Annotated in this window: 17 protein-coding genes, 1 other RNA gene and 1 pseudogene; 10 read left to right on the top strand and 9 right to left on the bottom strand. The window is 49.9% G+C overall.

The genetic code is table 11. The annotated features are described in order from the left end of the window. Window positions 1-92 precede the first annotated feature (92 nt). The 3 genes from HRU79_09165 to HRU79_09155 all read right to left on the bottom strand — a co-directional run bounded on the left by HRU79_09165 (window position 93) and on the right by HRU79_09155 (window position 5,151). Entirely contained in the window at window positions 93-689 is a 597-nt protein-coding gene (locus HRU79_09165; GenBank protein ID QOJ26803.1) for a phosphoribosylglycinamide formyltransferase, read from the bottom strand. 86 nt (window positions 690-775) lie between these two features. Then, complete coding sequence (gene metH / locus HRU79_09160) at window positions 776-4,396, bottom strand: methionine synthase (protein QOJ26802.1); 3,621 nt, start codon at window positions 4,394-4,396, stop codon at window positions 776-778. Further along, the gene (locus tag HRU79_09155; GenBank protein ID QOJ26801.1) at window positions 4,390-5,151 is read right to left on the bottom strand and encodes a hypothetical protein; all 762 of its coding nucleotides are present in this window, start codon (window positions 5,149-5,151) and stop codon (window positions 4,390-4,392) included. The genes metH and HRU79_09155 overlap by 7 nt, the downstream gene beginning before the upstream one ends. 73 nt (window positions 5,152-5,224) lie before the next feature. On the opposite strand from HRU79_09155, the gene HRU79_09150 reads away from it, so the two are divergent. The 7 genes from HRU79_09150 (at window position 5,225) to HRU79_09120 (ending at window position 9,690) form a co-directional block, all read left to right on the top strand. Next, a complete protein-coding gene (locus HRU79_09150) occupies window positions 5,225-6,001 on the top strand; it encodes a Nif3-like dinuclear metal center hexameric protein (protein QOJ26800.1) in 777 nt (258 codons plus the stop codon). A gap of 34 nt (window positions 6,002-6,035) precedes the next feature. Then, window positions 6,036-6,782, top strand: coding sequence for a hypothetical protein (locus tag HRU79_09145; GenBank protein ID QOJ26799.1), 747 nt, complete (start codon window positions 6,036-6,038; stop codon window positions 6,780-6,782). A gap of 13 nt (window positions 6,783-6,795) precedes the next feature. Further along, window positions 6,796-7,190: RNase P RNA component class A (gene rnpB, locus HRU79_09140), an RNA gene on the top strand. Beyond that, window positions 7,188-7,514, top strand: a complete 327-nt coding sequence (locus tag HRU79_09135) for an Hpt domain-containing protein (GenBank protein ID QOJ26798.1) — start codon at window positions 7,188-7,190, stop codon at window positions 7,512-7,514. Before rnpB ends, HRU79_09135 begins: the two co-directional genes overlap by 3 nt. Before the next feature lie 30 nt (window positions 7,515-7,544). Beyond that, a complete protein-coding gene (locus tag HRU79_09130; protein QOJ26797.1) occupies window positions 7,545-8,051 on the top strand; it encodes a hypothetical protein in 507 nt (168 codons plus the stop codon). Next, complete coding sequence (gene lipA / locus HRU79_09125; GenBank protein QOJ26796.1) at window positions 8,048-8,917, top strand: lipoyl synthase; 870 nt, start codon at window positions 8,048-8,050, stop codon at window positions 8,915-8,917. The genes HRU79_09130 and lipA overlap by 4 nt, the downstream gene beginning before the upstream one ends. Further along, window positions 8,917-9,690 (top strand): MBL fold metallo-hydrolase, encoded by a 774-nt coding sequence (locus HRU79_09120; GenBank protein QOJ26795.1) that lies wholly within the window; start codon window positions 8,917-8,919, stop codon window positions 9,688-9,690. Before lipA ends, HRU79_09120 begins: the two co-directional genes overlap by 1 nt. Here HRU79_09120 and HRU79_09115 read toward each other — a convergent pair. From HRU79_09115 to HRU79_09090, 6 genes and pseudogenes are all read right to left on the bottom strand, one after another. Then, window positions 9,680-12,004, bottom strand: coding sequence for an exo-alpha-sialidase (locus HRU79_09115; GenBank protein QOJ26794.1), 2,325 nt, complete (start codon window positions 12,002-12,004; stop codon window positions 9,680-9,682). The genes HRU79_09120 and HRU79_09115 overlap by 11 nt on opposite strands. 1,274 nt (window positions 12,005-13,278) lie before the next feature. Next, window positions 13,279-13,809 (bottom strand): annotated as a pseudogene (locus tag HRU79_09110) (hypothetical protein). 58 nt (window positions 13,810-13,867) lie between these two features. Continuing rightward, a complete protein-coding gene (gene scpB / locus HRU79_09105; GenBank protein ID QOJ26793.1) occupies window positions 13,868-14,713 on the bottom strand; it encodes an SMC-Scp complex subunit ScpB in 846 nt (281 codons plus the stop codon). Next, window positions 14,710-15,486, bottom strand: coding sequence for a segregation/condensation protein A (locus HRU79_09100; GenBank protein QOJ26792.1), 777 nt, complete (start codon window positions 15,484-15,486; stop codon window positions 14,710-14,712). Before HRU79_09100 ends, scpB begins: the two co-directional genes overlap by 4 nt. 1 nt (window position 15,487) lies before the next feature. Next, the gene (gene alr, locus HRU79_09095; GenBank protein ID QOJ26791.1) at window positions 15,488-16,618 is read right to left on the bottom strand and encodes an alanine racemase; all 1,131 of its coding nucleotides are present in this window, start codon (window positions 16,616-16,618) and stop codon (window positions 15,488-15,490) included. Then, window positions 16,618-17,619, bottom strand: coding sequence for an asparaginase (locus HRU79_09090; GenBank protein QOJ26790.1), 1,002 nt, complete (start codon window positions 17,617-17,619; stop codon window positions 16,618-16,620). The genes alr and HRU79_09090 overlap by 1 nt, the downstream gene beginning before the upstream one ends. Before the next feature lie 43 nt (window positions 17,620-17,662). Here HRU79_09090 and HRU79_09085 point away from each other — a divergent pair, with 43 nt between their 5' ends. Genes HRU79_09085 through HRU79_09075 form a run of 3 tightly spaced genes read left to right on the top strand, consistent with a single transcriptional unit; the run spans window position 17,663 to window position 21,431 of the window. After that, entirely contained in the window at window positions 17,663-18,769 is a 1,107-nt protein-coding gene (locus HRU79_09085; protein QOJ26789.1) for an aminotransferase class I/II-fold pyridoxal phosphate-dependent enzyme, read from the top strand. Between the two features lie 44 nt (window positions 18,770-18,813). After that, a complete protein-coding gene (gene hppD / locus HRU79_09080) occupies window positions 18,814-19,911 on the top strand; it encodes a 4-hydroxyphenylpyruvate dioxygenase (GenBank protein ID QOJ27309.1) in 1,098 nt (365 codons plus the stop codon). A 53-nt stretch (window positions 19,912-19,964) separates the two neighbouring features. Next, window positions 19,965-21,431: a Glu/Leu/Phe/Val dehydrogenase gene (locus tag HRU79_09075; GenBank protein QOJ26788.1), complete on the top strand. Its 1,467-nt coding sequence runs from the start codon at window positions 19,965-19,967 to the stop codon at window positions 21,429-21,431. Window positions 21,432-21,525 lie beyond the last annotated feature (94 nt).

Below are 21,525 nucleotides of genomic sequence, written 5' to 3'. Positions count from 1 at the left end.
TTGAAGCACATAATCAAAAAAAACCGACAAGTTTTTTTTTTGATGTACTCTACAGTCATTAACAATCGTTGTTGTAAAAGGTTACGCAAGGACTAATTTAGCAAATTCCTTTTTTTCCACAACGATTGAGCCAGCTCCAGAATTGCGACGGGCAACCATTCTTTTTCGGTTTGTCTGACGGTTTGTTCGATTGATTCGGGACTCATTCCGGGTTTCAGGGCAACCCGAGCCTGCGCGATTACTGCTCCTTCGTCATACCGGGCGGTAACCCAGTGAAGGGTGACACCGCTTTCAGTATCCCCGGCATGTGCAACGGCACGGTGCACATGTTTTCCGTACATACCTGCACCTCCATACCGCGGTAGTAGTGCGGGGTGGGTATTCACTACCCTGCCGTCCATTGCAGCAATAACGTCCGCCGGCAATAATTTCAGATATCCCGCCAAAACAACCAGGTCAACGCCATGATTTCGCATTTCGCGGACAATGGTCGCTCCATCAGCCGGATCCACCACAACACAAGGAATTCCGGCAGCACTGGCAACAGAACAGATTCCGGCCTTGCTTGTGTTTGTCAGGATCAGCACAATTGCGGCATAGTGAACACCTGCTATTGCGCTCATGATGGCTTGGGCGGTGGTTCCTGCTCCGCTGCCCATGATACAGATTCGGATGGGTGGTTGGGTCACGTACGGTATTCCTTAACTGGTTATCCGGGGTTTGTGTGTTTGAGGAGGGTACAGTTACTGCTAACCTGCAGTGGTGATTCATGAGGTTATACCAGCAGTTGCGATAGCCAGCGGCGTATTTCGCTGATGTCCATGTTTTTCCGTCGGGCATAATCCTCCAGCTGATCTTCTCCAATTTGACTGATTCCAAAATAGCGGGCATGCTCTGAGGCGATGTAATAGCCGCAAACGCTGGCGGCAGGCATCATCACCAGAGATTCCGAGAGTTCAACGCCGGTTCGCTGCTGTGCTCCGAGAAGAGCAAAGAGTTTGTGCTTTTCGGTGTGGTCAGGACATGCGGGATATCCGGGGGCCGGCCGTATGCCTGTGTATGCTTCGGCAATAAGTTGTTCATTCGTAAGGGCTTCCTCCCGCGCATAACCCCAGAGGTCAGTCCGGACACGGTGATGGAGCCACTCAGCGGTAGCTTCAGCAAGCCTGTCAGCCATGGCTTTTACCATGATGGCCTTGTAATCGTCGTTTTCGGCAGTGTACATGGTAACAAGCTCCTGCACTCCGTGTCCGGCAGTTACAACAAAGGCTCCGATATGATCACTGCCGGGAGCAATAAAGTCAGCCAAAGAAAGGTAGGGTGTTCCTGTAGCCCGAAGGGTTTGCTGACGCAGGAAGTTCAGGGTGTAACCTTCGACTTCTACATCATCCTGGGTTCGCCAACACGGGAAGATGCCACATACAGCACGCAAAGTTAGCAGCCGTTTGGCTTCGATTTCATCAAGAATTGCCTGGGCGTCATTGAACAATGCTGTGGCCTCGGCTCCCTTTTCAGGGTCACTGAGAATGGCAGGAAACTTGCCCCGAAGCTCCCACGACAAAAAGAAGGGGGTCCAGTCAATAAACGTTCGTACCTGTCCGATGTCGATGTCGTTATACTGATGGATGCCCGGTAGCCTTGGTGGCGGGGCCGGTTTAACTGGGGTGGGAAAGGGGCTCTGGCGTGCCTGCTGCAGGGGGACCAGTTTGTGGGACTTGTTTTTTCTGGAATACTGTTCCCGAACGGCCGCATATTCCTGGCGGAGTGTCTGTGCAAATTGTCCACGCATGTCGTGGTTTAGCAAGGAGGTTAACACCGGGACGGCCCGGGAGGCGTCAAGAATATGTGCAGTTGGACCCGAATAGTGGGGTTCGATTTTAACGGCGGTGTGGGTGCGCGAGGTTGTGGCGCCGCCAATAAGGAGGGGTACAGTTATTCCCCGACGTTCCATTTCGGTGGCTACGTGAATCATTTCGTCGAGCGATGGCGTAATCAGGCCTGAAACACCGATGGCATCAGCCTGGGTCTCAACAGCGGCATCGATAATTTTCTCGGCTGGGACCATGACGCCCAGGTCGGTAACGCTAAAGCCGTTACACCCTAACACAACGCCTACGATGTTCTTGCCGATATCATGAACGTCGCCTTTAACGGTGGCAAGCACAATCTTGCCGGCCTGGCGTAAGCCCCCTTCCTTTTTTTCGGCTTCGATAAACGGGGTAAGGTAGGCCACTGCTTTCTTCATGACCCGGGCGCTTTTCACAACCTGGGGCAGGAACATTTTACCGGCACCGAACAGGTCGCCGACAACGTTCATGCCGTCCATTAGCGGACCCTCGATAACGGCAAGGGCCGAGGGGAGGCTGGTTCGGGCTTCTTCGGAATCTTGCTCAATGTAGTCGGTAATGCCTTTTACCAATGCATGCACTATGCGGTCGCGTACGGGCTGACTGCGCCATGCTGCATCCTGGGTTGCAGCCGTGGTCTGTGTTTTCTTATAGGCTTCTGCCAACTGAAGCAGCCGCTCTGTGGCATCCGGCCTTTTGTTCCAAACCAGGTCTTCCACATGCTGCATCAGGTCGGGATCAACTTCGCTGTACACGTCTAACTGTCCTGCATTGACGATGCCCATATCAAGGCCGGCCTGAATGGCGTGATACAGGAATGAGGCATGAATGGCACGGCGGACGGGTTCGTTTCCACGGAACGAAAACGATACGTTACTGATTCCACCGCTAACTGACACCGACGGCAGGGTATCTTTAATGAGCTTTACCGCCTTAAAAAAATCAATGGCATAGTTGTCATGCTCGGCCATGCCGGTGCCAATGGTGAGGACGTTGGGGTCAATGATGATGTCTTCAGGCGGGAAGTTCAGCCGGTCGGTGAGGATGCGATAACTGCGTTCGGCGATTTCAACCCGCCGTGCCACGGTATCGGCCTGGCCGGCTTCGTCAAAACACATGACGATGACGGCTGCACCCATGTCCCTGCAGATCTGCGCCCGGCGTATAAATTCATCTTCACCGTCCTTGAGTGATATCGAGTTAACAATGCATTTTCCCTGAATGCACCCAAGCCCCTTCTCCAGCACTTCCCAGCGCGAAGAGTCAATCATGACGGGAACACGGGCAACGTCGGGCTCGGCAGCCACCAGCAGCAGGTACTTCGTCATTGCTTCTTCGGCATCCAGAAGCCCTTCATCCATATTAACGTCAATGATTTGGGCTCCGTTCTCAACTTGCTGACGTGCAACGGTAACGGCTTCTTCGTATTTCTCTGTACGGATCAAGGCAGCAAAGGCACGCGAGCCCGATACGTTGGTGCGTTCTCCTACGTTAATAAAATTGCTGTCGGGACGTACCTCTAACGGCTCAAGGCCGCTCATGCGCAAGCGCTTGGGAACGGTAGGAATGGCACGCGGCGGTAGGGTGCGGACAGCTTCTGCAATCGCTGCAATGTGGTCGGGTGTTGTGCCACAGCATCCCCCAACGATGTTCACATACCCTGCCTGTGCGTATTCACGAACGTTTTCGGCCATGAAGTCGGGCGTTTCGTCGTATCCACCCATGGCATTGGGCAGGCCGGCATTGGGATACAGCGAAGTATAAACCGTGGATGCGGCACTAAGCTCAGCGATGTACGGACGCATCATGGCAGTGCCCAGGGCGCAGTTCAGACCAACGCTCAGCAGGTTACGGGCATGGGCAATACTTATCCAGAATGCCTCGGGGGTTTGCCCGGAGAGCGTTCGTCCGCTTTGGTCTGTAATCGTACCTGAGACCATGACGGGTACTGAACTCCCGCGTGACGTGAATACCTCGGCAATAGCTTTTAACGCAGCCTTTGCGTTCAAGGTATCGTAAACCGTTTCAACAAGCAGTACGTCAACACCACCATCTAACAGTCCCCTAACCTGCTCGGCAAAGGCATCTTTAAGTTCCGTAAATGTTATCGAGCGAAGCCCGGGATCGGTTACCGACGGCGATATGGAGAGCATCCTGTTTGTTGGCCCTATCGCACCCGCCACAAACCGGGGTTTATCCGGGTTCAGGGCTGTGTACTGCCGGGCAAGATCCCTGGCAATGCGAGCCGATTCCACGTTTAACTCGTATGCAATGTCCGCCAGCCCATAGTCCGCCTGTGCAATACGGGTTGACGAGAAGGTGTTGGTTTCAATAATGTCGCTGCCGGCCTTGAGATACGCTTCATGGATATTGCGCAGTGCCTGGGGCTGGGTTAATGCCAGGAGGTCATTATTGCCTTTTACCACCATAGGATGGTCTTGAAACCGCTTCCCACGGAAGTCTTCTTCGGTGAGGGCAAGGGGCTGAATCATGGTTCCCATGGCTCCGTCCAGAACCATGATGCGTTTCCGCAGAATGTTACTTACCATGTCCACCCGGCACTAAGCGTTAAAAAAACACCGCCAAAGTTTGTTATCGGGAAATCACGCATACTTTCCAATCCGTCGCCTCCAAAGGGTATGGTGTAGTAGCGGGCGGTAAATCCCACTACAGACCCTTCGGCTATATTCCCAAACATCGAGCCAACTCCAAATACACCGCCCCAGCGCAGATACGTCCTGGCATACCCAAACGACTGAAAAAACTCATAGTAAATTCCGTCCCTGATGTATGGAGATTGCAGGATCAGCGTGGGTGTAAACCCGGCCATAACAAACGGACGGAACGAGTCCTGCAAGTCGTCGGCAAACAGGCGATACTGAAAGCCGATGGTGGCCGGTATCATAAACAGCCGGTTTACTTTTTCGGCTACAACTGGTATTGGACCCAGCCACGCATTCTCGAACTCATCTGTATTGCGGCGTCCGCTGATATCCACACTCACAACAATCGAGCTGTTGTCGCCCAGCCTGTATGAGTAAAAGCCCCCTGCCCCCCATCCTGACTGCGAAAACAAAAGGTTAAAACCACCCGTATGAACGATGGCTGCTTTTGCGGCCGCTTCGTCAGTGAGCAGAGGCAGTGCAGGACTGAAGACGATAACGCTGTCATCAGGTGGAGGCTGCTCACCGGTTTTCTGTGCCTGCAGCGTTACCTGACAGCAAACAACAAACACCATGCACATCAGCAGCCCCCACATCCGTGGTGATACCGACCAATGCAAAACTGCACTCATGATTTTCATTGAAACAAAATTACGCTGGTTTCAGCCACGCATTGCGCATGAACACCATTCAGTTCCGTAAATTTGCTGTCCGATGCAGGTGCATTCATTCCTAAGCACAATTGAGTCAGTACTCCCATTACACGTAGCCGTTAGCGGCGACCCGGTGGGACTCCAGGTAGAGAATACCCGAAACAACGTTTTGGAGGTCATGGTTACACTCGATGTAACTGATGCGGTGATAGAAGAAGCCGAGGCGCTGGGAGTTGATACTATCGTTAGTTACCATCCGTTGGTGTACAGTCCACTGCACCGCATTGCGTTATCCGACAGAACGGGCAGGCTGGTATCAAAGCTGATTAGGGCAGATCTATCACTGATCTGCGTTCATACTGCATTCGACGTGTATCCGCAGGGAACCAATGCCCTCCTCTGCAGTAAGCTGGGCTTATTGCAGATGCGGGTTCTTCGTGCTGCGCCACAGGAGAATATGGGTATCGTTGCACAGACACGCCAGCCGGTACCGTTGATGGATTTCGTGCATACTGTGGCTACCGTTTGTGGCAATCCGGTACGGTTTTCTGCCGGCAGCCGCGACCATATCCATACTGTGGCAATGGTAGGGGGCTCAGGTTTCTCGTATTACGGTGACGCAGTGGCTGCCGGTGCCGACGTATTCATCACCGCAGATGTTAAATATCATTCGTTTATGGCTGCTAAAGACCAAATAGCCATCATCGACCCTGGGCATTTTGAAATGGAACAATTTGTGCCTCATGCTCTGACCTCTGAGCTTCAGTCACTATGTCCCCACATCAGATTTCACACTTCTCAGATTATCACAAACCCTGTACAGTATTACAGTCCTTAACTACAAACGCTTTTCAACAGTAATCAGGATGTCTATGAACGACCAAATTAAACTCCTTTTCCGCCTCTCGCTAATCGACCAGCACCTTGACGAATTACGAGAAGAGTTAGGCGACCTTCCGGTACAAGTAAAACAGTTGGAGGACGTTCTTGAACAAAAACTGAACGCCTTGTCTGAAACAGTTGAAAAGATTAAGGAGATTGAGCATCTTAACGGAACAGGTCATGTGACCATCCTGGAGCTCAACGATAAGGAAACAAAACTTTCAAGTCAGCAGTTCAAGGTGCGCAACAACAAGGAGTTCGACGCTATTACCAAGCAAATCGAGTTCATCAAGAACGAGCGTGCTGAGCTTGAAGAAAAACTGCGAACGATTGGTGTTACCGACGAGAATCTGCACGCCACACGCGATGCTCAGCAGGCCGAGGTCAACACAGCTCAACAGGCGCTCGACGATAAACGGAAAGAGCTAGAAGTAATGCAAGGCGATACAGGCGAAGAACTAAAGAAGTTTATAAGTCAGCGGTTACAGACAATTGCTGCGATCGATGACTCACTCGAAGCCGAATACGAGCGGATTCGGACGTTTCATCACGAAGCAATTGTTTCGATCCGACGCGATTCGTGCAGCGGCTGCTTCTCGGCAATACCAAGCCAGCGCATAATGGAAATGAAACATAATCACGACAAAATGTACACCTGTGAGAACTGCGGTCGTATTTTGGTCACCGAAGATGTTATCACCGAAGTTGAAACAGCATTTGAAGAAGAGAATGGATGATTGGTTTGACACGGGGGGACAACGGGCAGCCGCGTGGCGCAACACGCCATGAGGAAAGTCCGAACTCCGTTGGACAGCACGCTTCCTAACAGAAAGGCGGTAATGCTGGGAACAGCAAAGCCGACGGAAAGTGCAACAGAAAGATACCGCCCGCCCCGGCGGGTAAGGGTGAAATGGTGGGGTAAGAGCCCACCAGCGGATGGGCGACCATCCGGCTCGGCAAACCCCGTGCGGAGCAAGATCAAGCAGGCATGTGTGTGCTTCGGCACAGGTGACGTCCAACACCGCCTCACGGCAACATTCCGGGTAGATCGCTCGAGGCTGCCGGCAACGGCAGTCCCAGATAAATGGCTGCCTCCTTCACTACGGTGAAGCAGACAGAATTCGGCTTACAGGAGTCTTCCCATGTCAAACCCATCATCTGTTCCATATCGCCTTCCCGATACACTGCCTACTGACCCGGTACTGGCTGACCTGTTGCCACTGTTTACCCAGCAATGGCTGTCGGATTTACACGATGCTCACTCGTTATTCGTAACCAAATCCGATCCGGAAGCGTTGTATCGCCTGGGTCACACCATTAAAGGCTCTTTTGCACAGTTTGGTTTTACCCATCTTGCCCCACTCGGAAAAGATATTATTGAATGCTGTAAATCCGGAGACTGGGAAGGGGCTCAGGTCCTGCTGAAGCACCTTGAAGATCTGCTTGGTGAACTACAAAAACGTTTGTAACTCAGTATCGCATTATGAATAGGTGGAATCATGAATAAAACAATCTGGTGGACACTCCTTGCTGGTATCACTGCAGGTTTTCTGCTCCCCGCTGTTGCTCAAACCAGAGTGGTAGTGCTCCCCTTCCGCAATATGGACGGCGAAGTGAGCCTGAATGTATGGTCGTTCGATCTTGCCGATTCGCTCCGACGTATGCTGGTCAATACCGATCCCGCACAAACTGCCTTCGTGATGATTCCGCAGGATTCTGTTGACCTGGTAACCAGCGAGTTCAACCTGGACCCTACCAATGTCCAGTTTGAAAGCGATGTGTGGCGCGCTGTAGCAAAATTAAAGGCCGACAAGGTGGTTCAGGGTAATTTCTTCCGTCGTGGCGGACGTGTACTCATGAATGCATACGTGTACGATGTTGAGTTTAAGATGGCAGATCCTGAATACCAAGCTAAAAATCTTTATAAAACGCCGGAAACTGTCCTTGATGTCGTGCCCGATATGGCTAAAAAACTGTATCCGGCCTTATTGAAACCATTACCATGAGTAACCAGACAACTGAAACAACTGTCCCCGCTCCCCGACGTCCGGAATGGCTTAAAGTAAAAGCCCCCGGTGGCGAAGACTACGCCCGCGTAAAGGGAATGATGCGCTCTAAAGCCCTGCATACGGTGTGTGAAGAAGCACGCTGCCCAAACATTACCGAATGCTGGAATGCAGGTACTGCTACGTTCATGATTCACGGCGATACCTGCACGCGATCGTGTTCGTTCTGTGCTGTGCGTACCGGACGGCCTTTGCCGGTTGACCTTGACGAGCCACGCCGCGTTGCAGAGGCGGTTGTTGCAATGAAACTTCAGCATGCCGTGGTTACCAGCGTGAACCGTGACGATTTAAAGGACGGCGGTTCTGAAATCTGGGCCGACACGGTTCGTGCTATCAGGGCACTGGCGCCGAAAACCACAATAGAGCTGCTGATTCCTGATTTTAAGAACAATCTTGATAATATGCACAGAGTGTTTCGGACAATGCCCGATATCATGGGACATAATACCGAAACCGTTCCCCGCCTGTACAAGTACGTGCGTCCGCAGGCTCGCTACGATTGGTCACTGAATGTTCTGGCCGAAAGTAAAAAAGCCGGCCTTCGTACGAAAACCGGGATCATGCTTGGTCTGGGTGAAACCTTCGACGAGGTTGTCCGCACGATGGAAGATATTGTTCAAATTGGCGTAGATGTTTTAACCCTGGGACAGTACCTGCAGCCAACCAAGAACCACACATCGGTTGACCGGTATGTTCACCCCGATGAGTTCCGTAAGTACAAGGAAATCGGGTTGGAAATGGGCTTTGGTTATGTTGAAAGCGGGCCGCTCGTCCGCAGCTCATACCATGCAGAACGTCACGTGTAATGAAGGCCGTTATCCTTGGAAGCGGTACCAGTACCGGTGTGCCAACGGTGTCGTGCACATGCGATACATGTCTGAGCACCGATCCTCATGATAAAAGACTGCGAACATCGCTGTTAATACGCTCTAACACAACGACAGTTGTGATTGATACATCGTCGGACTTCAGGCAGCAGATGCTCACTCATACCGTACTGGATATCCACGGTGTTGTTTATACCCACCATCATTACGATCATATCGGTGGGTTCGATGACCTGCGCCCGTACTCGTTCCGCTCCGGCAGCCCTGTGGAAGTGTACGGTACCAACGAAACGCTTGCCGTTATCCGGTCAACCTTTCCCTACGCGTTTGGCTTAGTGCAGCCCACCGGCGCCTCCACGCCGAACGTCCATCTGAACACCATTACCCAAGCCCCCTTCACCATCGGCGATATTCCAATAACCCCTATACCATTGCTACATGGATCGATGAATGTGAACGGATACCGTATTGGTAACCTTGCTTACTGTACCGACACCAACAACATTCCATCCTCTTCAATGGAACTGTTAAGGGGCTTGGACACGCTGATATTGGACGGGTTACGCTGGAAGAAACACCCTACGCATTTTTCAATACCGGAGTCACTCCACATTATTGAGCAACTACAGCCAGGCCAAACCTACCTCACGCATATCGCACACCAGGTACTGCACACCGAAACATCGGCGAGGCTCCCTGTGGGCGTAGCCCTTGCTTACGACAATCTTGAGCTGGACATTACTACGGCGTAACCATAACCTTTGTCAGCCGGGGCTGTTGCGGTGTTTTCTCAACAAGGTAGTACACGCCTGGTGCAAACTGTGACACCGGCACCTCATACGGTACCCCGTTCACTACCGGTATCGTAGCCACTGCTTCACCGGTGTTTGTATAAAGTACCGCTGTAATCGTAGCATTATCAAGCTGCAGCGGCTGATCGCGCTGAATTACGATGCTGCGAACATCACTCTCCTGCTGCGGGTACTCGGATACCGATGTAGCGGGAGCATCAAGATGTAGGTGGTACAGTGCATCGGGACGTGCAACAAACCAGGTTACCGAATCCAATTGAAAGATGTTTATATAAAAACCGGACTCGGGACCGTAACAGCGGGAAATAGAATGCCATTGGGTTTCATACCTTGAACGTACCTTTATTGTCTGACCTATCGTAAAAAACAAATAATCGTCAAATGCTACAAAGTTCGACAGTTGCACAGCCTGATTCCAGGGATCTGTAAGATCAACTTCAGGCATGACATTCTGTTCCGTCACCGTTCCGGATTCAGCATCGAAATCTGCCACATGAAGCTGACCCGATTTTAGATAGATATGCCTATCCGTTACAGTCCATAAAGATACTCTGACAAACGGTTGTAAATTATCAAACCCAAATGGGATCAGGTGTACCTTCCAGTCGGAAACAGGAAGCGAACTTGAGAGTATCCAAGCGTGAGCAACCCTACCATCCTCATCAAACTCGCATACTGCTAGGTATAGAGAGTCTTTGTATATCACAGGCTCACTGACCGATAATTTTTCTGCAAGCTTCGGCAGTTCGATACGGGTACATGTTCCGTCTTTTTGCACATCAAACAGCAACCCTGATTGGATTACCGAGCCGACAGTGTCGTTACTATAGCCTGAGTACCCAATCGTCTGCCGGCCATGCACATCACCCACTATTTTACTCAATAAACTCGTGACCGGTTTGGAGATAGTAAACGTCAAACCGCCGTCGGTAGAAACTGCCAGATAAGGAGGTGACTCACCTCCAGAAGCCAAATACACGTATATATTACCGTCGCCAATATACCATGAGTTAATCCGCAGATCTGTTGTTAATTCACCGGTAGTTATCCATGTCACACCCCGATCGGTACTTTTTTGGATTATATTCAGATACTCATTTTTACTGTAATTATCGGACTTGTCATCTAAAACAGTTATAACAATTACAAGGCGATACAGAGTTCCATCCGTTGTCAACAAATACCTGCCAATATAGGGCAGATTTTTACTATTTGGCACCGGATTCGGATCCATGACGTTCAGATTAAAGAACAGTGTATCAGTGTTTGCTTTATAATTAATCGAAATCCTGGTAATTCGAACAGTACCATCTTCGTCAAAAGCCGGCTCTACGACGTAAACCGATCCGTCTGATCGTGGTAGTATTGCATTAGCAATCTGAAACCGCACCGGAAGCTCCTGCGGGGTTTCCAGTAGCGTTTTCATCTCCCAATTCTGCCCCTGGCTCGTTGAAACGTACAAACCATAACGGTGTGGCAAGTCCATGAGCTTTGCCATCTGGCCAACAGCCATCAGCCTACCACCGGTGTACACGATGCTGAGTATTTTACTATGCTCTATATTTGGAATATCATTTTCATTATAATACATCGAACTTAGAACCGTGTGGTAGGTCATGCTGCGGCCGTTATCATACGAAGTCCACATCCGGGTAGCACTGCCGCCAAAAACAATGGTTGTATCGTCAACCCTGCAGATTGCTGATATCCTGTTCGCACTGTCAGACTGCAGGACTTCCCACGTAGCACCATCATCATGGCTTTGTACAACCTTTCCGGTCATTCCCGCAACGGTAAGTACCTGACCATGCACATCAAGACACGTATATCTGCCCGGCTGATCCTGAAGTACCACGCTTACTTTCTTTGTTTGTGTATCATAGATAAACACGGCATCACCAACCAAACCGTACACCTTTTGGCCGGTTGCGTGAAACACCCATACTCCCATCATTCCTGTATCAAACGTATAAAGTTCCTCCCAGCTTACACCCTGGTTCGTAGAAATAAGCAAGGTTCCGTTCCAGGTTCCTAGATACCATGAGTCGCCATAGGCAGCAAACGATGTCAGTGCCATACACGGTATTTCTGGCAACTTGGTGAAGGTTCGGTCATCTACGTTCCACCGAATAAGCCTCGCATAGCCGGCAGCAATAATGTATTCATTATCGGATATTGGTGTAGTTTGATACCAGTCACCGGTAAACGAGTAGCCGGTTATGCGCTCAAGCATTTGAGCTGGCGTATTAATCACAACTACTGTCATCAATAAAATGCATACAACTAAGCAGAAAGTACCTTGGCTTTTCATAAAACACCTTTCAAGTTGCATTGATGATTATTGATACTCATTACACCAAATTACCTTACAATTCTCATCGTATGGTGGCCGCCAGCAGCTAAATGGATCTCCAATCTGTTCACTGGCAGTAACAATTATTTCATGTTCACTGTCACCGGTTCTACAGACATACACATATCTCATACAGCAACCGCTTATGTTGCATCGTTCCATCACCATTTGAGCATACGCTGTGGGATTGGGCTTTTGCGCTTCGTACCACGACCACGGCTTTGTGGGATCGTACTCAATTCTAATATATCCCGACATCGATCCCGGATCTACAAAATTGTTCGAATTAATCCAGTACACAACCAGCTTTCTGCAAGGTGATTCAACGGCTGTTCTATAAGTCAGCTTCTCGGGACAAAAGGGAATCGCTTGCGGTTTCGTCAGATGGTTTTCCCCTTCCAGTGCAAAAAGCCTATACAATTCTCTTTGAATTTTATCGACCAGGTCTCCCTGCTGGTACTGTTGATGCAGCTGCTGACTTGTCATGCACCCAGGTGGCATGAAATCATTCATCCAAGCTATATCAAGCAGCTCAAAGTCAGCACACCGCTTATTGCCGTAAACTATTACCCTAAAATAACAAGGCGGATTTTGAGAAACAGGCACCCATAACTCTCTGCGGTAACTCCGAAACGGTGCCGGTGAAAACGGAAAATCCGGATCTTCACAACCATCTGTGGGAGGAGGCCAGGCACACCAATAGTTAACCGGCTCCCCCAGCACTCCCGGATAGATTGGGGTGTGGGTTTGCCCCCAAACACCAATACTTATTGCAGGCACCATAAACAACAGCACTACAATTCTTGCAACAATCCTGAGCCATCGCTGGCACGTAAGGGTCTCAGAGAGAGAGAGAGAGAGAGAGAGAGAGAGAGAGAGTTCATAACAAGTCTCCTCAAAAGAATGAACAACAGTTGCGTGCCATAATACAACTATTTTTCTGATTTTCCAATACCTGAGTAGAAATAGTAGTAGGGACGAAAAATTTTTCGCCCCTAGTTTGGTCCGATTTTTTTCGCACCGATTTCATTTCATTGGGCGTAATGTTTTGGGTCGATATGTTTGGGGCGAAAAATTTTTCGCCCCTACGGTTTTTGATCCGGTATTTTTCGCACCGGTTTTGTCCGTCATCATTTCATCGGGCGTAATGTTTTGGGGCAAAAAATTTTTCGCCCCTACGTATGGAATTCATCATCCCGCCAATTGGCAGGGTTGTTTTTGATGTATTCTGCAATACGATCGTACGACTGTTCATCGCGGATGATATGCTCATAATAAATACGTTGCCACACATCATAAATATTTGTGTTTTGCCGCATCCATTTTGTAACACCATTTTTAAATCCGCGTACGATTGAACCTATGGTTTTTGATGTACCATTCGGACGCGACGGTAGGAGCGAAAAGTTTTTCGACCCAACGGTTTTTGATCCGGTTTTTTCAATGATTCCGTGAATATGATTGGGCATGACCACATATTCGTGTAGAACCACATCCGGAAAATGGTTGGGAATGTTTAACCAACATTGATTGGCTATTTTACCAGCATCGTTCTATTTCATTTTGCTGTTCACCACCCTGCCAAACAGACATTTCCTATCCTGAGTACAAATGGTAATAAAGTATAAGCCTTCGTGTGTATAATCGTACCCTTTGAATCGTAAAGACCTGCGGTGGTGGATATCGGAATTGTTTTGGTCCACTATTTCTTTTTTTTTCGTATAGACCCCAAAAATTATAATAATAAAACCGGAAAATTACCAATTACTCTGTAGGATCTGTCGGGACTTCAGGAGTTTCTTCCGAACCGGGTTCTAATGGCTGTGTCCGCCCCTGCTCAAGCAGGTCGGCCAGTTGGCGGCGCAGAAGGCGATGGTCAGGGATTAGTGAAATTGTGTCATCGGCCTCTACTATACTGGTAGCGGTTTTCAACAACTCATCTATTTCGCGCAGTTTGGGCAGGTCCGAGAGTGAGTTTAAGCCAAACAATCGCAGGAATTCTTCGGTGGTGCCGTACAGAATTGGTTTCCCAATTGCTTCGCTGCGTCCTACCATATCAACAAAACCGCGTTCGACGAGCGAGTTCACAACTTCACCGCTGTTAACGCCGCGGACGGCATCGACCTCACTCTTGGTAAGGGGCTGACGGTAGGCGATGATGGCAAGAGTTTCCAGTGCTGCCTGTGTAAGACGTTTCTTATTACGCGCTTTTAACAATCGCTGCACTAACTGTCCGTGCTGTGGTGTGGTGGCAAACTGATAGCCACCTGCAATACGGACCACTCTGAAAGGCCGGTCACCCATCTCTAATTCATCGTTAATTTCATTTATAATTTCATCAAAATAGTCCCTTGGTACCTCAAACGGAACACGCTCCGGCGTGGCCTGCTTTTCCGCCTCACCATCAAGTGGCAGCTGCTGCTGTCCGGGCGATTCCTCCTGTGTGGGATCTTCCAGCACCAGGATTTTATACATCAGTTTTTGTGTCAGCGGTTCTTCGCTGGCAAAAATCAGTGACTCAAGCGCTCTGCGCTGATCATAGCGTTCCAAAGTAAAGAAATATGGAACTGAAAGGGGCTCAGGCGAACCCGAATTTTCGATTTCTGTCATGATGATACTTCTTCCGTTTCTGTTGTTGTTTCTGACTCCTGATCATGAGAATCGGAGCGCTGAACAATGACGATATCGTCGAATTGTTCATCCTGCTGAACGCGTATCCGATGATTTTTTGCAAGTTCTAACAGTGCCAGGAACGTTACCACAATATGCTGCACCGTTAGGTTCCCTACAAGTTCAAAGAAACGCACGCTGGGGCGGGACCGCAGCAGGTGGACAATTTCTTCAGCTTTTTCTTCAACTGTAATTGGATACCGTTCAACAACATGGGTAGTGGTGTTATCGGGTGCCCGATCAATTGCCTTCTTTAGCGCTTTAAGAAGATCAAAAAGTGTAGCATTACGATAGCTTCCGCTCTCGGCTGCATGAATTGCCTCGGCTTCGAACACCTGGCGGTACAGGATATGGCGCTGCTGGTCGGCCTGTGTACCCAGTTGTTCGGATGCTTCCTTAAAACGCTTGTACTCGAGCAGACGGCGCACGAGTTCTGCGCGTGGGTCGGTATCATCAATCAGCGAGTCATCACCGCCAACACGTTCGTCCTTCGGTAAAAGCATTTGAGCCTTGATCTGCACCAGCATACTTGCCATAACAACGAACTCACCGGCAAGGTCTAAGTCAAGCATCTCGATCACCCGAACATATTCCAGGAATTCGGACGTTATTGAGGCGATCGGTATATCGTAGATATCCAATTCATCCCGTTTTATAAAAAACAGGAGCAGGTCTAAAGGTCCTTCAAAATTGTCTAACCGAACATTAAGCACGTTACAGCCCCTTTCCGTCATAAACCAGCAGTCTGGGCACTCTTGCACTTACTGCGGTAGTGATTTCGTACGGTATGGTGCCTGCCCATTCCGCTACATCGGTAGCGTCGATACTTTGCACCTTCCCACTTGCATTAGCCTGTGTTCCGATTAACACCACTTCGTCACCTACGGTAACCTTGGCATTCCCCACGTCAACCATAATTTCATCCATACACACAGTTCCAACAACCGGATACTTCTCACCGCGGATAAGGCACCATGCCTTGCCGGTCAGGCAACGCATGTACCCGTCGCCATAACCGATGGGTACCGTACAGATCGTTGTTTCGGTGGTAGAAATAAACCGTTGTCCGTAGCTCACAGAATCACCCGGCCAGATTCGGCGAATACCAATCACCCTGCTCCGTAGCGACATCACGGGTTTCAGATGGGCAGCAGGATCGGAAGGCTGGGCATAGCCGTACATCGACATGCCGGTTCGGACCATGGTACCCATGTTTCCGGCATGTTGCCAGAGTGCTCCCGTATTGGAAGCATGCACATAGGTGAAGGTTCGTCCATGATCGGCTACTTTTTTTAACAATTCAATAAACTTACTTTCCTGCTCCTGAATAAACGGATGATGCAATACATCAGCCGTGGCAAAGTGCATACAAACACCATCAACCCTAAGCCCCTTGAACCCATCTATCTCCGTCAGAGCATGAAAGGCCTCGTGTACGCCTATCCCGTCACGATGCATTCCGGTATCTACGTACAGATGGGCTGACGCGGTAACTCCGCGTTCAGACGCTTTCTCGGCAAGTAGGCGTGCTTGCTGAACGCTGCAGATCACCGGCACAAGACGATAATCCAGAACGGTTTCAACTTCGTGTGGTTCATGAGGCGTAAGCAGAATAATCGAACCGGTAATCCCGTTGTTGCGCAGAACAATTGCTTCGTCGGCAAAGGCAACGCCAAACCAGGTAACGCCTTCGGCCTGAAGGATACGTGCTACGGTAACGATGTCATGCCCATAGGCATTAGCCTTTACCATTGCGCACACCGTTGCGGGGCCGGCCTTTTTTTTAATGATGCTAAGATTCCACCGAAGTGCATCTGCATCGATCGTTGCCACGGTACAGCGCATTAGTCAGCACTCTCCATCCTGTTTACCCACTCGAAACTCTCCCGAATTTGGTTCATTGTTTTGTTGGCGGCAAGGGCACACATGAGCTTGATACGTGCCTTGGGTCCGTTTAAGTAATCGGCAAAAATCACACCTTTCCGATATAATTGCTTCCCGGCACCTTCGTATGCGTACACGTGTTCCACCCGGCCGATTGGACAGCGTGACACCAGAACCACCGGTATTCCCTGCGCTACAGCATCGGTAAGTGCCTGAGCTACCAAGGGAGTAACATTGCCCACACCAAAGGCTTCAATCACGATGCCGCGGGCACCATGGCGCACGGCTTCATCAATAAACCACCGGTCCATTCCCGCATAGCACTTTAACAACGGCACAAATTCAGGAAGGTGATCTACTGAAAAATGGTCCCGGTGCAGCGGTGAGCGATGCATAAGAACCTGGTTGTTCATTACCCTGCCAAGCGGTCCGAAGTTCATACTTGCAAATGTATTTACATCTTCAGTGTCGGCCTTTGTTGCTTCCGATGCAGCAAGTACCTCGCCGCCGAGCACCACCATCACGCCCTTCTCGCATGCCGTGGGATTGCCACATACCAGAACTGCATCACGGATATTGCGGGGTCCATCCCAGTCCGGTTCCGACGAATTGCGCATTGCACCGATCACCACAACGGGTTTATGGGTGTTTACCGTACAGTCCAAAAAGTAGGCAGTTTCTTCGAGCGTATCGGTTCCATGGGTAACAATGATGCCGCTAATATCGCTGCGTGTGGCATAGCCCCCTACCACCTTCGAAATTTCAAGCATGTGCTGCGGGGTAATGTGCGGACCCGGGTAAGCACCGTATTCATGGGCAATAACGGTGGCAACGGCATCCAGACCTGGAACATGGGCCAGGATTTGTCCGCCCGTTAAACTTGGCACCACGCCACCGAACCCTTCGTCAAGTGTCGAGGCAATGGTTCCACCCGTAAAAACGATTGCAATGGTAGGTAGCATACAACGAAATTAGAGAGAAGAGGTAATTCGTAGTTTTGCAGTTATGATTTCAATCCCCGAGCACCTTCGGCAGGTTGGCACATACACACCGGGTACCAGTGCGGAAGAAATTCGAAAGCAGTACGGTTTAACTCACGTCGTTAAACTAGCGTCAAACGAGAATCCGTTTGGCGCTTCTTCGTTTGCTCTGGATGCGGCACGGCATGCGCTGGAGCAATCGCACCGCTACGGCGATGGTGGTCTTGGTTTACGTATGGCTCTTGCCACGTATCACAACCATCCGCTTGAGGGTATCGTTGTGAACAATGGCAGCGATGCCATCATCCACCAGCTTATGCGTACCCTGCTTCTTCCCGGCGAGACTGCTCTTTCCAGCCGGGGTGGGTTTGTGAGTTTTGGTATTGCCGTGCGCACCGTTGGCAGTCAGCCTGATTATGTGGATTTGGGAGGGGGCTATCGGTTCGATGTAGAGCGCCTTGCCGCGGCAATTACGCCGTCAACAAAAATTATCTACATCCCTAACCCGAATAATCCGACCGGCACCTACATTACGACCGACAAATTACACTGGTTGCTCGAACGGGTGCCTGACAGCGTGGTTGTGGTGTTGGACGAAGCCTACCATGAGTATGCCGTGGCAATGGCTCCGGATACCTATCCGCAGGGCTTGTATGCAACGCACCCCAATGTGATTTCACTCCGAACATTCTCGAAGGCATATGGTTTGGCTGCGTTCCGCGTTGGATACGCTCTGGGCAATCCCGAGCTGATGCAGTGGTTGCTGAAAACCTGCCTTCCGTTTGACCCGAATGGAATTGGCTGTGCTGCCGCAGTGGCCGCGTTATCCGATACCGGCCATGTACAAAAAACCGTTGCATGTGCTCAGCGCGGCATGAACAGGTTACTCGGGGCGTTACGGACGTCGGGCTACACAACATCAGAAAGCATTACCAATTTTGTTTTTATTGATTTACACGATACAGACCGGGCACAGCAGTTTTACATGACACTGCTCCGGGCGGGGTTCATTTCACGACCGCTGACAGGATTCGGAATCCCGACCGCAGTACGTATTACACTGGGCACTGACGAACAAAACGAGCAACTGGAAGAATTTCTAACATCACACACCGAACAATTTGTACGATAAAATCTCCGGAGGACACCGTGACACCTGAAACAGAAACTCAAACCATCACAGATCAGGAATTCCTGCCCATCAACGGAACCGACTTCATTGAATTCTATGTTGGTAATGCAAAGCAGACAACATACTTCTACCGGACCGCTTTTGGATTTAAACTTATTGCTTATGCCGGACCCGAAACCGGTGTCCGTGACCGTGCTTCATACGTGCTGCAGCAAGGTAAAATCAGGCTTATCATCACCACCCCGATGCATCCGGATCATCCGGTCAGTGATCATATTAAACTGCATGGTGATGGCGTGAAGATTCTGGCACTATGGGTTGACGACGCAAAGAAAGCCTGGGAAGAAACTACGCGTCGCGGTGCAAAGAGTGCTATGGAACCAACCATATTAAAAGATGAACACGGCGAAGTAGTTGTTGCGGGCATTCACACCTATGGTGAAACAGTTCACACCTTTGTTGAACGCAAGAATTATAGTGGTGTTTTTATGCCGGGATATAGCCCGGTTTCCGACGACTACGTAACCGAACCTGTTGGCCTGTTGTACGTAGATCACTGTGTAGGCAACGTGGAACTGGGTAAAATGAACGAGTGGGTTGCCTTTTACGAAGATGTCATGGGCTTTAAACTGCTGAAGACATTCGATGACAACGATATTTCAACTGAGTACACCGCGCTCATGAGCAAGGTAATGACCAACGGGAACGGCTACATCAAATTCCCGATTAACGAGCCGGCAAAAGGTAAGAAGAAAAGTCAGATAGATGAATACCTCGAATTTTACCATGGACCCGGTGTCCAGCATATTGCTGTTGCCACGAACGACATTATCCATACCGTTGGCGAACTGCGTCGGCGCGGCGTTGAATTTCTTACCGTACCCGACACGTATTACGAAGACCTGCTGGACCGTGTTGGCAGTATCGAAGAAGATCTTGCCGACATCCGCCGTCTGAACATCCTGGTTGACCGTGATGACGAAGGCTACCTGCTCCAGATTTTCACCAAGCCCGTTGGTGATCGTCCAACGTTGTTCTACGAAGTCATTCAGCGGAAAGGTGCCCGGTCATTCGGCAAGGGTAACTTTAAAGCCTTATTCGAAAGTATAGAACGCGAACAGGAACGCAGAGGGAATCTGTAACCCTATACGGAAACCGTTCATTATATTTTATAATTTTTTTTAGGATTGTATCCATGGCTAAAGTCTCCAAATCCAAGAAGGGAGCATCTGCCGGTAACGCAATACCACTTGGCTCGCAGCCTTTTCTTGACTCGGTGAACCACTATTTTGATAAGGCGGTGAGGTACCTGAATATTCCTCAGGGTATCCTTAACCAGATCAAGGTGTGCAACTCTGTCTATTATGTACGGTTTCCGGTACGCGTCAAGGGCGACGTTCAGGTTATCGAAGCATGGCGTGCCGAGCATAGTCACCACAGAATGCCCTGTAAGGGCGGTATCCGCTATGATCAGGCTGTAAATCAGGAAGAAGTTGAAGCTCTTTCGGCACTGATGACCTATAAGTGCTCTGTTGTTGACGTACCGTTTGGTGGTGGCAAGGGGGGCATAAAGATCAACCCCAAGAACTATACCGTAGAGGAGTTGGAGCGCATTACACGGCGCTATACCGTTGAACTGATTAAGAAAAATTTTATCGGCCCCTCGGTTGACGTTCCCGCACCGGACTACGGCAGCAGTCAGCGTGAAATGGCCTGGATTGCGGATACATATCAAACATTCAGTAAGGATGATATTAATGCGCTTGGCTGCGTTACAGGGAAACCCGTTGGCCAGGGTGGCGTACGCGGTAGAACTGCAGCCACCGGTCGGGGCGTTTTCTTTTCTCTGCGCGAAGCCGTAAACGATCCGAAGCTGATGAAGCATTTAAAAATGTCGGTGGGCCTTGAAGGTAAGCGTATTATCGTCCAGGGATTTGGCAATGTGGGATACCACACCGCCAAGTTCGTGCAAGAAGGCGGTGGTACCATTATTGGGATTATTGAGTACGACGGTGCAGTTGTCAACGACAAAGGAATTGATGTTGAAGAACTTGCCGCTCACCGCAGGAATACTGGCTCAATTACCGGATTCCATGGTGCAAAAACCATTAAGAACGGGAATAGTGTTCTGGAATATCCATGCGACATCCTGATTCCCGCTGCACTCGAAAATCAGATTTACAAAGAAAATGCTCCTAACATTAAAGCAAAGATGGTTGTTGAGGCTGCAAATGGACCGGTTACATCAGTAGCCGACGAAATTTTGCTGAAGAAGGGCATCTATGTTATGCCGGATATGTTTGTAAACGCCGGTGGTGTAGTGGTGAGTTACTTTGAATGGTTAAAAAACATCTCGCACGTCAGGTTTGGCCGACTCGACAAACGTTTTGAGGAAGGCAGCAACCTCCGTCTGGTAGAAACCATTGAACGACTTACCGGCAAAGACCTCACTTTGGCCGAACGCAAACTAATTGCCCGCGGTGCCGACGAAGAGGACCTGGTTAACTCAGGTCTGGAAGACAGTATGATAAATGCATATCATAACATCATGGAAACTCTGCGCGGCGACAAGCGGATGCAACATGACATGCGAACAGCAGCCTTTGTACATTCGCTCAGCAGAATTGGTCAGTCATACGAGCTTCTGGGCATCTTCCCCTAAGGAACACCACAGACATCAACAACACCCATCTGTCCAAGGGCAGATGGGTGTTGTCATTTTATCCTACGCGGTACCCAAATGGCCAGTGGTGTGG

It is taken from the genome of Ignavibacteria bacterium, assembly GCA_015709655.1.
Lineage (GTDB): Bacteria > Bacteroidota > Ignavibacteria > Kapaibacteriales > Kapaibacteriaceae > OLB6.
Note: the sequence above shows the minus strand (reverse complement) of the source record. Positions and strands in the feature narration are given on the sequence as shown.

What these genes read in the sequence shown, in the direction of transcription:
- metH (QOJ26802.1), bottom strand. Translation starts at nt 4,396, where the DNA reads ATGGTAAGTAACATTCTGCGGAAACGCATCATGGTTCTGGACGGAGCC.
- HRU79_09155 (QOJ26801.1), bottom strand. Translation starts at nt 5,151, where the DNA reads ATGAAAATCATGAGTGCAGTTTTGCATTGGTCGGTATCACCACGGATG.
- HRU79_09150 (QOJ26800.1), top strand. Translation starts at nt 5,225, where the DNA reads ATGCAGGTGCATTCATTCCTAAGCACAATTGAGTCAGTACTCCCATTA.
- HRU79_09145 (QOJ26799.1), top strand. Translation starts at nt 6,036, where the DNA reads ATGAACGACCAAATTAAACTCCTTTTCCGCCTCTCGCTAATCGACCAG.
- HRU79_09135 (QOJ26798.1), top strand. Translation starts at nt 7,188, where the DNA reads ATGTCAAACCCATCATCTGTTCCATATCGCCTTCCCGATACACTGCCT.
- HRU79_09130 (QOJ26797.1), top strand. Translation starts at nt 7,545, where the DNA reads ATGAATAAAACAATCTGGTGGACACTCCTTGCTGGTATCACTGCAGGT.
- lipA (QOJ26796.1), top strand. Translation starts at nt 8,048, where the DNA reads ATGAGTAACCAGACAACTGAAACAACTGTCCCCGCTCCCCGACGTCCG.
- HRU79_09120 (QOJ26795.1), top strand. Translation starts at nt 8,917, where the DNA reads ATGAAGGCCGTTATCCTTGGAAGCGGTACCAGTACCGGTGTGCCAACG.
- scpB (QOJ26793.1), bottom strand. Translation starts at nt 14,713, where the DNA reads ATGACAGAAATCGAAAATTCGGGTTCGCCTGAGCCCCTTTCAGTTCCA.
- alr (QOJ26791.1), bottom strand. Translation starts at nt 16,618, where the DNA reads ATGCGCTGTACCGTGGCAACGATCGATGCAGATGCACTTCGGTGGAAT.
- HRU79_09090 (QOJ26790.1), bottom strand. Translation starts at nt 17,619, where the DNA reads ATGCTACCTACCATTGCAATCGTTTTTACGGGTGGAACCATTGCCTCG.
- HRU79_09085 (QOJ26789.1), top strand. Translation starts at nt 17,663, where the DNA reads ATGATTTCAATCCCCGAGCACCTTCGGCAGGTTGGCACATACACACCG.
- HRU79_09075 (QOJ26788.1), top strand. Translation starts at nt 19,965, where the DNA reads ATGGCTAAAGTCTCCAAATCCAAGAAGGGAGCATCTGCCGGTAACGCA.